This window comes from Streptomyces hygroscopicus subsp. hygroscopicus, assembly GCF_030269125.1.
Taxonomy (GTDB): domain Bacteria; phylum Actinomycetota; class Actinomycetes; order Streptomycetales; family Streptomycetaceae; genus Streptomyces; species Streptomyces hygroscopicus_C.
The window spans coordinates 1-14611 of record NZ_BSSM01000015.1 but is presented as its reverse complement, the minus strand read 5'-3'; the positions used below and the strand labels follow the sequence as shown (position 1 = coordinate 14611).

The window sequence follows — 14611 nt, the reverse complement described above, 5'->3', positions numbered from 1 at the left end:
AGGACACCGACACACCATGGCTATCTGGCTCAACAAGGACAGCAAGGTCATCGTCCAGGGCATGACCGGCGCCACCGGCATGAAGCACACCAAGCTCATGCTCGGTGACGGCACGAACGTCGTGGGCGGCGTGAACCCGCGCAAGGCGGGTCAGACCGTGGACTTCGACGGCACCGAGGTACCCGTCTTCGGCACCGTCAAGGAGGCCATCGAGAAGACCGGCGCCAACGTCTCCGTCATCTTCGTGCCGGAGAAGTTCACCAAGGACGCGGTCGTCGAGGCCATCGACGCCGAGATCCCGCTGGCCGTCGTGATCACCGAGGGCATCGCCGTGCACGACTCGGCGGCGTTCTGGGCGTACGCCGGCAAGAAGGGCAACAAGACCCGGATCATCGGCCCGAACTGCCCCGGCATCATCACCCCGGGTCAGTCGAACGTCGGCATCATCCCGGGCGACATCACCAAGCCGGGCCGCATCGGTCTGGTGTCGAAGTCCGGCACGCTGACGTACCAGATGATGTACGAGCTGCGGGACATCGGCTTCTCCACCGCCGTCGGCATCGGTGGCGACCCGATCATCGGCACGACGCACATCGACGCGCTCGCGGCGTTCCAGGAGGACCCCGAGACCGAGCTCATCGTGATGATCGGTGAGATCGGTGGTGACGCCGAGGAGCGTGCCGCCGCGTTCATCAAGGAGAACGTGACGAAGCCGGTCGTCGGCTACGTCGCGGGCTTCACCGCGCCCGAGGGCAAGACCATGGGTCACGCCGGCGCGATCGTCTCCGGCTCCTCCGGCACCGCACAGGCCAAGAAGGAGGCTCTGGAGGCCGCCGGCGTCAAGGTCGGCAAGACCCCGACCGAGACGGCGAAGCTCGCCCGCGAGATCCTGGGCGCGTGACCTTCTCGGCAGAGCCGAGGCTCTGACCCGCACACCGGCAGGCCCGTCCCGTTCCCCGGGGCGGGCCTGCCGGCGTTTCGCCCGGGGGACGTCACCGGGGCGTCGGCTCGATCCTCTCCGGGCCCGAGCCCGAGGCCGCGTCCTGGCGGAGTTTCGTCCGCAGGGCCAGTTCGTCGCGGGACAAGGGGCCCATCGGGACCGCGCGGGGGACGCCCTGGACGGCCTGGGCGGGCGCGACCGGGGGCTCGTAGTGGGTCGGGGCCGTCCGCAGCGTGAGCGTCGTCGCGCCGATGATGGTCACCGTGAAGGCGATGGCCGCGCGGGTCCAGAAGACGTTGCGGCGTTCGCCGAGGGTGCGGACCGTCGGGGGGCGGGAGGCGCGCAGGCGTTCGCGGGAGGCGAGTTCGGTCAGCCGGCGGTGCAGGAGCGCGGCGTCGGCCAGCTCGGGCAACTGCGCGGCGACCGCCTCCCGCGCGTGCGTCAGCCGGTTCGCCGCCGCCGGGGTGCTCGCCTCCGTCTCCGCCGCCGTCTCCGGGAGGTCGAGCCCGACACCGTCGTACAGCACGAGCGTGCGCCGGTACGAGGGCGGCAGCTTGAGCAGGGCGCCGAGCAGGTCCCGGTCGGCCGGGTCGGCGGGCGGCGGCTCCGGGTGCCGGTAGCACGGACGGAACCGGTGCCAGGGGGAGAGCGCGCAGTCGTACGCCACCGCCCGTACCCACCCCGCCGGGTCCCGGTCCCTGGCCACCTCGGGCCAGCGCTGCCAGGCCAGCTGGAACGCGCGCTCCACCGCCTCGCGGGCCAGTTCGCGGCGCCCGCACAGCAGATAGGTCTGGCGTACGAGGGCCGGGGCGCAGAAGGCGTAGAGCGCGTCGAACGCCTCGGCGGGCGTCAACGGCTCCGGGCGGGCGGCCGGTTCGCCGGGACCCTGCGGCCCGGACGGCCGATCGTCCGTCGGCCGGGTGAGGAACTCGGTGTACGCGCGGCCCTCGGCGCCGGCCGGCTCCTTGCGGCCGGACTCCCACGCGCGCACCGTGGCGCGGGCCACGCCGAGGCGTCTGGCGAGCTGAGCCTGGGTCAGGGACCCGGACTGGCGCAGGCGTCGGCGTTCCTTCGGTGGTGGCAACGGGCTGGCGGGGATCTGCGTGGTCACCGTGCACCCTTTCGTACGATAAGTGACATAAACATATATTGAGCGACACTACGGTGCTTCCCCTGTTACGCCGGGAAAGCGCGTGTCGTTGGGACCATGGCCGCGTGATCCAGATGACCGCGCGCCGACCGTCGCTCGCCCCCCTGTCCGCCCGACTGCGCGACCGTCCGCCCGGCCTGTCCGCGAGCCTGCTGGACGGCGTGGTCGCGGCCGGACTCGGCCTCGGCGCGCTCGCCGTGCTGGTCCTGGGTCTGTGGATCAGCTCGCCCTACCCCGACAGCGGGCCGGGTGGCGCGCTGCACATCGCCGCCGCGCTGTGGCTGCTGGCGCACGGCGTCGAACTGGTCCGCACCGACACCCTCTCGGGCGCGCACCTCCCGGTGGGCGTCACCCCGCTGCTGCTGCTCGCCCTGCCGGGTTGGCTGCTGTACCGGGCCGGACGGTACGCCACGGACGCCCCCGCCGGCCCCGACGGACCGCCGCCGGTGCCGGTGCGCACGGCGTGGCTGGGTGTGGTCGTCGGCTACCTCGCCGTCGGCGCCGCAGCCGCCGTGTACTGCTCCGGCGGTGAACTGCGGCCCTCCTGGGTCTGGCTGACGGTCTCTCTGCCGCTGGTCGCGGCGGCCGGGGCGGGGGCCGGGGTCTGGTCGGCGCACGGGTGCCCGCCCGAGCCGCTGCTGGTCGTGCTGAAGGCGGTGCCGGCTCCGGTGCGGCGGGTGGTGTTCGGCGCGGACGCGCGGGCGCGGGTGGACACGGCCGTACGGGCATCGGGTGCGGCGGCGGCCGTGCTGGTCGGGGCCGGGGCCCTGCTCGTCGCCGTGTCGACGGTGTGGCACGGGGGCGCGGCGCGGGCGTCGTTCCTCCAGCTGACGGAGGGCTGGACGGGGCGGTTCGCGGTGCTGCTGCTCGGCCTGGCGCTGGTCCCCAACGCCTCGGTCTGGGCCGCGTCCTACGCCCTCGGCCCCGGGTTCGTCCTCGGCGCCGGGCATCCGGTGCACCCGCTCGCCTCCGACCCGGCCCCGCTGCTCCCGCCGTTCCCGCTGCTGGCGGCGGTCCCGGACGCGGGCCCCGGCACCCGGCTGAACTGGGCGGCCGCGCTGGTGCCGGTGGCGGCGGGGGTGGTGGCGGGATGGTTCGTGGCCCGAGCGGCGGTACGACGCCCGGGGCGGGGGGAGCCGCCCCGGGCGCGCTGGTCGATGTCCCGTACCACCGGCGTGACCCTGCTGACGGCCACGGTCTGCGCCCTCCTGCTGGCCCTCCTCGCCGCCCTCTCCGGCGGCCCCCTGGGCAACGCCGCCCTGGCCGACTTCGGCCCCGTGTGGTGGTGGACGGGCCCGGCGGCCGGCGCCTGGACCGCGCTGCTGGGCATGCCGACGGCCCTGGTCGTACGGGCCTGGCGGCTTCGCGGCGCGGCGCCCCCGGCGCAGGCGCACGACTCGGGGAAGGCGAAGGACCCGGGGAAGTCGAAGGACTCGGGGAAGCCGAAGCCGTGGAAGACGGCGGACGGCGGGAAGGGTGAGGAGAGGACGAGGGGCCAGGACAGGGCGAGTGACGAGGTCAGGGACCTGTTCGCCCCGTCCGGGCCCGTCCCCGGCCCGACCGACCCCACCGACGAGGAGCCCTACGACATCCTCCCCGCCGAGGCCCCGCCCTGGCCGGCCCTCCCCGAGGTCACGCCGAAGCCCCCCGGTCCCCCGGCCGGGGAAGGGCCCTGAAGCCGAACCCGGACTACTGGTTCGCCGTCCCCAGGACGCCCCTCAGCTGCTCCGGCAGCAGCGTCTGGCACGACTGCTTCGCCTCATGAGTGAGCGCGTCGTCGACGCACGTGAAGTAGTCCCGGTAGACGAACTGGACCGTGAAGGTCGAGGCGACCAGGACGAGGGCCAGGGACGCCGTGACCAGGCCGCCGACGGCCGCCGTGGTCTGGGGGCGGCCGGGGCCCGGGGCCGGCTTGCCGGGGTCCGCGGCGCGCGGTTCGGCGCGCAGGGAGCTGACACCCCAGTACAGGGCCAGCGCGCCCAGCAGCAGCGACACGTACGGCCAGCTGAAGAGCACGAAGAAGATGGCCCACATCCCGGACAGCAGCGCGTACCGCGCCCGGCGCTGGACCGGGTCCGTGGGATCCCAGCGCATGCCCCCGGGGCCGCCCCGACCGCCCTGGCCACCGGGGCCCTGCGGACCCGCGCCGGGGCGCTCGCCGAAGCCGCCGGGGGAACGTCCGGGCTGCCGGTCGCTCCACTGGCTGCCCCAGGAACCACCCCCGTGACCGCTCCCCCGACCGCCTCCGTGACCACCATCGGAACCGGAGGCGCCGCCGGGGTGCCGGGGCTGCCAGGGCCGGTCCGGAGCGCCCTCCGGCGGCGGCGCGAACGGATTGTCCTGCTTGCCGTCACCGCCGCGGCCACCGCGCCCGGTCGCGCCGCCCTGCCCCTCACCGGAGCCCTCCGCCCCGCCCCGAGGAGCGTCCGGCGGCGTCGAAGGCCGCTCGCGCAGCAGCATTCCGCCGCGCTCCCCTCCCTGGGCCGGGTCTGGCGGGAACGTGAGGAGTCGCAGGCTGCGGACGGGCATCAAAAGAGCGTCTTCCCCTAGATCAACACGGCTGTCGTCGTGAGCTTCCACCCCGTCAACGCGTCGCACGACGACCGCGTTCCCGGGGCTGCTCCTGTCGATTCCCTGCGAACGCTACCTCCCGGCCACGCACCCGTCCCGTGGGGGCCGCCCGCAGTGCCGGTATCGTTGCTGGCGGTCGGCCGCTTCGTAGACTTCCCCGTATCCCGGGACGCGAAGCATCCGTACGAACGTACAAACCGCCGACAGCAGAGACCGCTTTTCGAGAAAGGGCCCCATCGTGGCCGCCAACCCCGTGGCCAAGCGCCTCGTCGTGCTGGTCTCCGGATCCGGCACCAATCTGCAGGCGCTCCTGGACGAGATCGAGCGCACCGGAGCCGAGGAGTACGGCGCGCGGATCGTCGCCGTCGGGGCGGACCGCGACGGCATCGAGGGTCTCGCCCGTGCCGAGCGGGCCGGGCTGCCGACCTTCGTGTGCCGGGTCAAGGACCACACGAGCCGCGAGGAGTGGGACGCCGCCCTCGCCGCCGCGGTCGCGGCGCACGAGCCCGACCTCGTGATCTCCGCCGGCTTCATGAAGATCGTGGGCAAGGAGTTCCTCGCGCGCTTCGGCGGGCGGTTCGTCAACACCCACCCGGCCCTGCTGCCGAGTTTTCCCGGCGCCCACGGCGTCCGCGACGCGCTCGCGTACGGCGCCAAGGTCACCGGCTGCACCGTCCACTTCGTCGACGACGGCGTCGACACCGGGCCGATCATCGCGCAGGGCGTGGTGGAGATCCGGGACGAGGACGACGAGAGCGCGCTGCACGAGCGCATCAAGGAAGTCGAGCGAAGCCTGCTCGTCGAGGTCGTGGGCCGGCTCGCCCGCCACGGCTATCGCATTGAGGGACGAAAGGTAGTTATCCAGTGACCGCCGAGAGCAACAAGCGGCCCCTTCGCCGGGCGCTCGTCAGCGTCTACGACAAGACCGGCCTGGAAGAGCTGGCGCGCGGGCTGCACGAGGCCGGCGTCGAGCTGGTGTCGACCGGTTCCACCGCCTCCCGCATCGCCGCCGCCGGTGTGCCCGTCACCAAGGTCGAGGAGCTGACCGGCTTCCCCGAGTGCCTGGACGGCCGGGTCAAGACCCTGCACCCGAAGGTGCACGCGGGCATCCTCGCCGACCTGCGCCTGGACAGCCACCGCGAGCAGCTCGCCGAGCTGGGCGTGGCGCCGTTCGACCTCGTGGTGGTGAACCTGTACCCGTTCCGCGAGACCGTCGCCTCCGGCGCGTCGGCCGACGAGTGCGTGGAGCAGATCGACATCGGCGGTCCCTCGATGGTGCGGGCCGCCGCCAAGAACCACCCCTCGGTCGCCGTGGTCACCAGCCCCGAGCGGTACGCCGACGTGCTCGCGGCCGTCAAGGACGGCGGCTTCGACCTGGCCGCCCGCAAGCGGCTGGCCGCCGAGGCGTTCAAGCACACCGCCGCCTACGACGTGGCCGTGGCCTCCTGGTTCGCCGACGACTACGCCCCCGTGGACGACTCGGCCTTCCCGGACTTCGTCGGCGCCGCCTACGCGCGCAAGAACACCCTGCGCTACGGCGAGAACCCGCACCAGGGCGCCGCGCTGTACGTCGACGGCACGGGCGGTCTGGCCGAGGCGGAGCAGCTGCACGGCAAGGAGATGTCGTACAACAACTACACGGACACGGACGCCGCGCGCCGTGCCGCGTACGACCACGCCGAGCCCTGCGTCGCGATCATCAAGCACGCCAACCCCTGCGGCATCGCGGTCGGCGCGGACGTCGCCGAGGCGCACCGCAAGGCGCACGCCTGCGACCCGGTGTCCGCGTACGGCGGCGTGATCGCCGTGAACCGCCCGGTCAGCAAGGAGATGGCCGAGCAGGTCGCGGAGATCTTCACCGAGGTCATCGTGGCCCCGGACTACGAGGAGGGGGCCCTGGAGGCCCTCGCCAGGAAGAAGAACATCCGCGTGCTGAGGGCGGCGGGCGCGCCGGCCAACCCGGTCGAGGCCAAGCAGGTCGACGGCGGTCTGCTGCTCCAGGTCACCGACCGGCTCCAGGCCGAGGGCGACGACCCGGCCAACTGGACGCTCGCCAGCGGCGAGGCGCTGTCCGCCGAGGAGCTGAAGGACCTCGCCTTCGCCTGGAAGGCGTGCCGCGCGGTGAAGTCCAACGCGATCCTGCTCGCCAAGGACGGCGCCTCGGTCGGCGTCGGCATGGGCCAGGTCAACCGCGTCGACTCCTGCAAGCTGGCGGTCGAGCGGGCCGGCGAGGAGCGCGCCCGGGGTTCCTACGCGGCCTCCGACGCCTTCTTCCCCTTCCCCGACGGCCCGGAGATCCTGATCGGCGCCGGTGTCCGGGCGATCGTCCAGCCGGGCGGCTCGATCCGTGACGAGCAGGTGGTGGAGGCCGCCCGGAAGGCGGGCGTGACCATGTACTTCACGGGCACGCGCCACTTCTTCCACTGAGCCGCGGCACCGACGACGGCGGCCTCCGGCCCTCCCCGAGGGAGCCGGAGGCCGCCGCGCTCTCCGCCCGAACCCGGCCGATTCGCTGTTCCCCCGTGTGAACGAGCGAGGCGGTCGCCCCCCCCGCGGGGCGGTTCCACCGTCCCGGCGGGGCCCGGCCGCCGGCACCCCGGAGGTCTCAGGGCGTGTACTCCGCGAGATAGCGGGCGACCCGGTCGCAGTAGCCGCGGTACGCCGCGGGGACCCCGCCCGCGGCGTTCACCTTCTTGTACGACGTCCGGTACGCGGCCGCGTCCAGCACCCGCCTGTCGCCGGGCAGCCCCGCCGCCACGTGGGCGTCGATGAAGCACAGATAGCGGCCCATGGCCGGGATGGACACGGCCGGGGTCAGCGGCGGCGTGGGGGTCGCCGAGGCGGGAACGCCGTCGTCCCGCATCCACCAGCGCAGCACGGACGGGGTCCAGCGGGCGATGCCGTACTCATGGCTGCCCGGGTCGGCGAGGTCCGGGTCGAAACCGCTCTCGGCCTTCAGCATGGCCGCGATCAGCGCCGGGCTGACGTCCGGGCGGGGGCAGCCGTGCGCGGCGTCCACGATCAGCCGCCGGTAGCGCACCGGAACACCCCGGTCGGTGCGGAGTTCGGAGCTGCCGTAGGCGGCCGACGCCTTGTCGTCGGCACCGTGCCAGTGGTCGAGGCCGTACCCGAGGAGGGCGACGGCGGCGGCCGTGACGGCCAGGATCGTCGTACGACGGCGGCGGCCGGAGGGTGAGAGGCGGGGGAGGCGGGGTGCGCGGCCCGTGCCCGCGGCGGCGGTGACGCGGCGCAGCAGGGCCCCGGTGCCGATCCGGTCGGCGTGCGTACGGGCCAGGCAGTCCCGCACGATCTCCCGCCAGGCGTCCGGGAGTTCGGCCGCCAGGCGCAGCTCCTCGGTACCGCGCGCGTAGGCGACGGCAGCGTCCCGGCGGGCCGAGGGGGTGCCGCCGGGCAGCGGGAAGGAGCCGGTGAGCAGGAGGTGGGCGAGCACGCCGAAGGCCCAGACGTCGGCGGACGGGCGGATCCGGCGGCCGCGTTCGCCGATCTCCGCCCACAGCAGCTCGGGCGGGGTGTAGTCGGGGGTCGAGAAGGCGGGGGTGTAGCCGTGGGTGCCCTCCAGTTCCGCCGCCATGTTGAAGTCCGCGAGCCGCGCCGAACCGTCCGCCATCAGCAGCACGTTGGCCGGCTTCAGATCACCGTGCACCCAGCCCGCCCGGTGCAACTGCGCGAGGCCCTCGCAGACCTGCGCCAGCAGCGCGGGCCCGGCGGCGGGCCGCGGCTCGGCGGCGAGCAGCGCGGACAGGGAACCCTCCGCGCGTTCCAGTACGAGGACGGTGGCGCCGTCGAGGGCGGGACGCCCGGGGTCGTCGACGACGAGGGTCTCGTACATCCGGATCAGGCGCGGTTGCCGCAGCCTCCGTAACAACTCCACCTCGCGCTCGACGAGTTCGCGCAGATGGGTGAGCTGGCGGGGGGTGCCGGTGCCGGTGGGCAGGAACTTCAGGGCTGCGGTGCGCGGGAGCGGGCCGTCGGCTCCGCCGCGCGACGCCGCCTCGTCGTCGCCGGTGCGCCGCGCCGCGTACACGCTGCCGAAGGCGCCCGTCGCGAGCGGCTCGCGGACCTCCCAGCCGCCGACCCGGTAACCCCTCGGCACCGGTACGGCGTACGGCTCGGTCACCGGGCGGCCGGGCGCGCGGAGCCGGACAGCACGACCAGGTCGTCCTCGCGCACCAGGTCGAAGCGGAGCGCCAGCGAGACCAGGGACTCCTTCTTGCCGTTCAGGCGCGGGCCCGGCTCCGCCGTGTCCGGGCCCGGCTTGAGGCGCAGCTTCACCGCGAGGTAGTCGATGTTCCACTGCACCGAGGTGCGCGAGGCGGCCGGCCAGGAGGGGCGCAGCCGGGCGACGACCTGGTCGACGGTGGGCAGGGGGGCGTGCGGGTCGCCGCGCAGCCGGGGTTCGCACAGGGCCGCCAGCACGGCGAAGTAGCGTTTGGTGGGGTCCACGGAGAAGGCCGGTGCGGTGGTGTCGCCGTCCGCTCCGCAGCCGTCGCGCAGATAGTCGTGGCGCGGCGCCCACACCTCGATGGTGAGCAGGTCGCCGGCGGCGGGCAGCACGATCCGCGAGAACTCGAAGGGGACCGGCGCCTCCAGCCGGCCCGGCCCGACCTTGATGTGCTCGCCCGCGCCCTCCGGGTTCTCCACGACGTACGTCTGGTGCGCGGACAGGTTGCTCAGTATCCAGAACGCGCCCTGGGCGCCGAGTTCTCCGGCCCGGCGCGAGACGCCCTCGTGCGGGATCGGCAGATCGTTCCCCGGCGCCCGGCCGAAGCGGAGGCGTTCGCCGGGGGCGAGGCGGATCTGGCTGTGGTGCTGTCGGTCCTCCGTGGTCGGCGGAGGTACGACGATGATGCTGTACAAGGTGCGTCTCCCCGTGCCTGACGGCTTCTCCCAGAGTAGGGCGACGCACCGGGGCCGTGTCCCCCCTGGAAGGGTGAGACACGGCCCCGGATGTCGAATGGCGCGAAGTGTTCCTTGCGCGCGGGCGGCTCAGTAGCGGGCGCGGTTGAACCAGGCCTTGCCGTCGGCGCCGCCGACGAAGGTGGCGATCAGGATGCCGAGCACGATGTGGAAGATGCCCACGACGACGAGGAACGGGTAGACGCCGAGCACCGCGGTCAGGATGCCGAAGACCAGCGTCGTGACCCGCAGGTTGTTGCCGCCGCTGGAGAACTTCGTGGCCAGCACGATCGCCCACACCAGCCAGGCGAGCGCGAGCACCATGAACGCCCACAGCACGCCCACCGGGTAGTCGGCGAGGCCCGGCACGGAGTTGTCGTTCTTGGCCTTGTTGACGGCCACGGCGGAGAAGGCGAACAGGCCCACGCCGATGACCTGGAGGGCGACGATCACCCACAGCATCACGCGGGCCGCGTTGACCTTGCCCGGCATGGTGGTCATCGGGGCGGCGGCGTAGGACTGCTGGACCGGCGGCGCGGCGGGGTAGCCGTACCCGGGCTGCTGCGGCTGCCCCTGCGGGTTGCCGTAAGGGTTGTTCGGGTCGCCGTAGCTCATGGTTGGTCTTCCTCCGTTGTTCCGAGTGCGGGGACGAGGCGCGGCACTGCACGGAGGAGAGTTTCTACAGATGCGGTCCGTCCCCCCGATGAGCTGCCCGCTGCACTGTGCTGTTCATCGTTCTTGACCGGATAGTGGCTTGTCCAGCCGTAATCCCCGGGTGTTGTGCAAGTGCAACATCCGTGATCACCCGGTCCCGGGCACGGGCCCTGGTGGGAGCCCTGATCGGAACCCGGATTGGAACCACGGGGCGGTCATCCTGGAGGATGGGGGTATGACCGCCCAGATTCTCGATGGCAAGGCCACCGCAGCCGCGATCAAGTCCGATCTGACCGTCCGCGTGGCGGCGCTGAAGGAGAAGGGCGTCACGCCCGGCCTCGGCACGATCCTGGTCGGGGACGACCCCGGCAGCCGCAAGTACGTCGCCGGCAAGCACCGCGACTGCGCCGAGGTGGGCCTCGCCTCCATCCAGCGGGAGCTGCCGGCCACGGCCACCCAGGAGGAGATCGAGGCGGTCGTCCGCGAACTCAACGAGGACCCGGCCTGCACCGGCTACATCGTCCAGCTGCCGCTGCCCAAGGGCATCGACGAGAACCGCATTCTGGAGCTGATGGACCCGGCGAAGGACGCGGACGGCCTGCACCCGATGAACCTCGGGCGCCTGGTTCTCAACGAGCCCGCCCCGCTGCCCTGCACCCCCAACGGCATCCTCACCCTGCTGCGCCGCTACGGCGTGGAGACCAAGGGCGCCGAGGTCGTGGTCGTCGGCCGGGGCGTCACCATCGGGCGCCCGATGCCGCTGCTGCTCACCCGCCGCAGCGAGAACGCCACCGTGACCCAGTGCCACACCGGCACCCGCGACCTGTCCGCCCACCTCAAGCGGGCCGACATCGTCATCGCCGCGGCCGGCTCCCCGCACCTGATCCGCGCCGAGGACATCAAGCCCGGCGCGGCCGTCCTCGACGTCGGCGTCTCCCGCAACGCGGAGGGCCGGATCGTCGGCGATGTGCACCCGGACGTCACCGAGGTGGCCGGCTTCATCTCCCCGAACCCCGGCGGCGTCGGCCCGATGACCCGGGCCCAGCTGCTGGTCAACGTGGTCGAGGCGGCGGAGCGCAGTGCCGGCTGAGGACACGCGGGACGGCGAGGAGACCGTCCGCGACGCGATCAGCGCCCCCGACGCCGAGGGGCGCCCGCGGCGGGTCACCCGCCGCTTCCCGTTGTTCACCAGGGACACCGCGCGGCCGGAGGGCGGCGGCCGGGCCGCGTCCGGCGGCGCGCCCGCGCCCGCCCGGCAGTGGCCCCTGCTGGTGGTGCTCGGCACGACCGCGCTCGGCCTGCTGCTGACCGCGTTCGACGCGTTCCGCGTCGGCACCCTGCTGATCGGCGCCGCGCTGCTGGCCGGCGCCGTGCTGCGCTGGATGCTGCCCGGCGTGGGCATGCTCGCGGTCCGCTCCCGCTTCACCGACATCAGCACCTACGGCGTCCTCGGTCTGGCGATCGTCCTGCTGGCCCTGATGGCGCAGCCGCATCCCTTGCTGGAGATCCCGTTCCTGAGTAACACGCTGCACTTCACGATGACCAAATAAGGCCGGTGGCACGGCGGTTCGTCCCCACCCCCGAGGAGGGACGAACCGCCGCCCGACACACCCTGGCCGGTGGCGAACGGCCTGATCAACGGCTGTCTTCGCGCTGTGGCACGGAAGTGACCGTTCCGCTGAACGGTGACCGTTCGGTACGAAAGTGGGGATGAGGGGGGAGACGATGCCTCGTTGGAAGACCTTGCCGAACGAACTCGACCCGGAGATCAAGGAGTTCGTCAGCCAGCTGCGGTGGCTCGTGGACCTCGGTGGCCTGAACGGCGCGACCCTGGCCGACCGTACGGGCTACGGCAGGGCGTCCTGGGACGATTACCTCGACGGCCGGCTGCTCGCCCCCAAGGGCGCGGCCGTGGCGCTCGCCGAGGCGGCGGGGACCAGTCCGGGCCCGATCGTCACGATGTGGGAACTGGCGGAACGGGCGTGGAGCCGAGCGGAGCTGGGGTACGAGCACACGGGGCCGGCGCGCCGGACCTGCGGTGGTCCGGCCGTGCGGGCCGTGAACGGGACCGAGGGCGGCACGCTCGCCGTCCCGAGGGTTCCGGCTCAGCCGACGGCAGCGGAGGCGGGGGAGCGCGGGAGGACGGCGTCCGGCGGCAACTCGTGGGGGCTGGCGGGGTATCAGGGGCCGTCGCGGGCGAGCGCCGAGCCCGGAGCCCGGCCGGACCCGGTCGCCGACGCTCCGGGACCTGGCAGCACCCAGAGCGCCCAGAGCCCCCAGAGCGGCCGGAACCGCCAGGACTCCCAGGACTCCCGGGGCCCCCATGGCCCCCGCGGTCCTCAGGAACCCCGGGGTCCTCAGGACCCCGACGCGGTGCGCCCCTCCGGGACCCGGCGCGGGTACCGGCAGCCGGTGCTGATGTTCCTGGCCGGGTTCGTCACCGTGCTGCTGGTCATCCTGGGCGTCGTCCACTTCACCGGAGCCCGTGACGGCGGCAGGCACGAGGCCGCGCCGAAGCGGCCCGCCCCGAGCGCGAGCCCGAAGGCGAGCCTCCCGCCCGGCGTGGAGTGCGCCGGCGCGGACTGCGTGGGCAAGGACGCCGAGTCCATGGGGTGCAGCGGCGACCAGGTGACCACCGCCCAGGCCGTCACCCTCGGCGCCACCACCCTCGAAGTCCGCTACAGCAAGGTCTGCGGCACGGCGTGGGGCCGGATCACCGGTGCCGTGCCCGGCGACAAGGTCGAGGTCACCGGGGCGCGGGCCAGGGTCCGGGAGGCGGGCGAGGTCACCCAGGTGGGCGACACGATCGCGTACACGCCGATGATCGCCGTACGGGACCCGGGCGAGGCGAGGGCGTGCGCCACGCTCGCGTCGGGCCGTACCGGCTGCACGCGCTGAGACCGATCGGATGAATTCTGGATCGGTACGCATGCCCGGCCGAAACCTGGGCACGCGACCGGTACCCCCCACGGGAGACCGGCGAGCCGGTACCCCCACCGGCGGCCGTCTCCGTCCACCCTCTCCGGACGGACGGCCGCCTTTTCCGTCCCCCTCACGATCTTCTGTGGGGTGAGCCACAGGGCCCCGCACGTCTCGCATGCCGGATGCGCGATAGCCTGATCGCTGGATCTCTCTTGATACCAAGAGATCGATCATCCGCCCGGGGCAGGGACGCCCCACCGCCAGCTGTCATACGGAGAACGCCATGACCCGCACTCCCGTGAACGTCACCGTCACCGGCGCGGCCGGCCAGATCGGTTACGCCCTGCTCTTCCGCATCGCCTCCGGCCAGCTGCTCGGGGCGGACGTTCCGGTCCGCCTGCGCCTCCTGGAGATCACCCCGGCGCTCAAGGCCGCCGAGGGTACGGCCATGGAGCTGGACGACTGCGCCTTCCCGCTGCTCCAGGGCATCGACATCAGCGACGACCCGAACGTCGCCTTCGACGGCGCCAACGTCGCGCTGCTGGTCGGCGCCCGCCCCCGCACCAAGGGCATGGAGCGCGGTGACCTGCTGGAGGCCAACGGCGGCATCTTCAAGCCGCAGGGCAAGGCCATCAACGACCACGCCGCGGACGACATCAAGGTCCTCGTCGTCGGCAACCCGGCCAACACGAACGCGCTGATCGCGCAGGCCGCGGCGCCGGACGTACCGGCCGACCGGTTCACCGCGATGACCCGTCTGGACCACAACCGGGCGCTGACGCAGCTGGCGAAGAAGACGGGCTCCACCGTCGCCGACATCAAGCGGCTGACGATCTGGGGCAACCACTCCGCCACGCAGTACCCGGACATCTTCCACGCCACGGTCGGCGGCAAGAACGCGGCCGAGGTCGTGAGCGACGAGAAGTGGCTGGCCGAGGACTTCATCCCGACCGTCGCGAAGCGCGGCGCGGCGATCATCGAGGCCCGTGGCGCGTCGTCGGCCGCGTCCGCCGCGAACGCCGCGATCGACCACGTCCACACCTGGGTCAACGGCACGGCCGAGGGCGACTGGACGTCCATGGGCATCCCGTCCGACGGCTCGTACGGCGTCCCCGAGGGCCTGATCTCCTCCTTCCCGGTCACCACCAAGGACGGCAAGTACGAGATCGTCCAGGGCCTGGAGATCAACGAGTTCTCCCGTTCGCGCATCGACGCGTCGGTGCAGGAGCTGTCCGAGGAGCGCGAGGCGGTTCGCGCGCTCGGTCTGATCTGACCTTCGCCTCCGGCGGTTCGGCAGCAAGAACTCACGTGGGCCCCGCTCCGGTTTCTCCGGACGCTGTTGGTTAATTCGGGGTCCTGATCACTTCGCCCCGTCGATCGTTTGGTCGGCGGGGCGAAGTGCTGCGAAGTGGCTGGTGCGGGTGCGGGCTCGGGGTGTGCCGGTGAGGTGGGCGTCA

Annotated in this window: 13 protein-coding genes; 8 read left to right on the top strand and 5 right to left on the bottom strand. The window is 73.1% G+C overall.

What is annotated here, in order from left to right:
• Positions 1–16: 16 nt before the first annotated feature.
• Positions 17–901, top strand: a complete 885-nt coding sequence (sucD, locus tag QSK45_RS28360; protein ID WP_285561748.1) for a succinate--CoA ligase subunit alpha — start codon at positions 17–19, stop codon at positions 899–901.
• A 91-nt stretch (positions 902–992) separates the two neighbouring features.
• Here sucD and QSK45_RS28355 read toward each other — a convergent pair whose 3' ends face one another.
• The gene (locus tag QSK45_RS28355) at positions 993–2051 is read right to left on the bottom strand and encodes a sigma factor-like helix-turn-helix DNA-binding protein (RefSeq protein ID WP_285561747.1); all 1059 of its coding nucleotides are present in this window, start codon (positions 2049–2051) and stop codon (positions 993–995) included.
• 113 nt (positions 2052–2164) lie between these two features.
• Here QSK45_RS28355 and QSK45_RS28350 point away from each other — a divergent pair, with 113 nt between their 5' ends.
• Entirely contained in the window at positions 2165–3766 is a 1602-nt protein-coding gene (locus QSK45_RS28350; protein ID WP_285561897.1) for a cell division protein PerM, read from the top strand.
• A 13-nt stretch (positions 3767–3779) separates the two neighbouring features.
• On the opposite strand, the gene QSK45_RS28345 is transcribed toward QSK45_RS28350, so the two are convergent.
• Positions 3780–4619, bottom strand: coding sequence for a hypothetical protein (locus QSK45_RS28345; protein ID WP_285561746.1), 840 nt, complete (start codon positions 4617–4619; stop codon positions 3780–3782).
• 280 nt (positions 4620–4899) lie between these two features.
• Between QSK45_RS28345 and purN the strand changes: the two genes are divergently transcribed.
• Together purN and purH are read left to right on the top strand one after the other, a co-directional pair.
• Positions 4900–5529: a phosphoribosylglycinamide formyltransferase gene (gene purN / locus QSK45_RS28340; protein WP_285561745.1), complete on the top strand. Its 630-nt coding sequence runs from the start codon at positions 4900–4902 to the stop codon at positions 5527–5529.
• Entirely contained in the window at positions 5526–7088 is a 1563-nt protein-coding gene (gene purH / locus QSK45_RS28335) for a bifunctional phosphoribosylaminoimidazolecarboxamide formyltransferase/IMP cyclohydrolase (protein WP_285561744.1), read from the top strand. Before purN ends, purH begins: the two co-directional genes overlap by 4 nt.
• A 178-nt stretch (positions 7089–7266) precedes the next feature.
• On the opposite strand, the gene QSK45_RS28330 is transcribed toward purH, so the two are convergent.
• The 3 genes from QSK45_RS28330 to QSK45_RS28320 form a co-directional block, all read right to left on the bottom strand.
• Positions 7267–8799, bottom strand: coding sequence for a protein kinase domain-containing protein (locus QSK45_RS28330; RefSeq protein WP_285561743.1), 1533 nt, complete (start codon positions 8797–8799; stop codon positions 7267–7269).
• Complete coding sequence (locus QSK45_RS28325) at positions 8796–9539, bottom strand: FHA domain-containing protein (RefSeq protein ID WP_285561742.1); 744 nt, start codon at positions 9537–9539, stop codon at positions 8796–8798. The genes QSK45_RS28330 and QSK45_RS28325 overlap by 4 nt, the downstream gene beginning before the upstream one ends.
• A 129-nt stretch (positions 9540–9668) precedes the next feature.
• Positions 9669–10193 carry a hypothetical protein gene (locus QSK45_RS28320; protein ID WP_285561741.1) on the bottom strand — a complete coding sequence of 175 codons (525 nt, stop codon included), beginning with the start codon at positions 10191–10193 and terminating at the stop codon, positions 9669–9671.
• Positions 10194–10467: 274 nt separating this feature from the next.
• Here QSK45_RS28320 and QSK45_RS28315 point away from each other — a divergent pair, with 274 nt between their 5' ends.
• The 4 genes from QSK45_RS28315 to QSK45_RS28300 all read left to right on the top strand — a co-directional run bounded on the left by QSK45_RS28315 (position 10468) and on the right by QSK45_RS28300 (position 14427).
• Positions 10468–11322 carry a bifunctional methylenetetrahydrofolate dehydrogenase/methenyltetrahydrofolate cyclohydrolase gene (locus QSK45_RS28315; RefSeq protein WP_285561740.1) on the top strand — a complete coding sequence of 285 codons (855 nt, stop codon included), beginning with the start codon at positions 10468–10470 and terminating at the stop codon, positions 11320–11322.
• Positions 11312–11782 (top strand): DUF3017 domain-containing protein, encoded by a 471-nt coding sequence (locus tag QSK45_RS28310; RefSeq protein WP_285561739.1) that lies wholly within the window; start codon positions 11312–11314, stop codon positions 11780–11782. The genes QSK45_RS28315 and QSK45_RS28310 overlap by 11 nt, the downstream gene beginning before the upstream one ends.
• 175 nt (positions 11783–11957) lie before the next feature.
• A complete protein-coding gene (locus QSK45_RS28305; RefSeq protein ID WP_285561738.1) occupies positions 11958–13130 on the top strand; it encodes a DUF2690 domain-containing protein in 1173 nt (390 codons plus the stop codon).
• A gap of 307 nt (positions 13131–13437) precedes the next feature.
• Positions 13438–14427, top strand: coding sequence for a malate dehydrogenase (locus tag QSK45_RS28300; RefSeq protein WP_285561737.1), 990 nt, complete (start codon positions 13438–13440; stop codon positions 14425–14427).
• Positions 14428–14611: the final 184 nt, after the last annotated feature.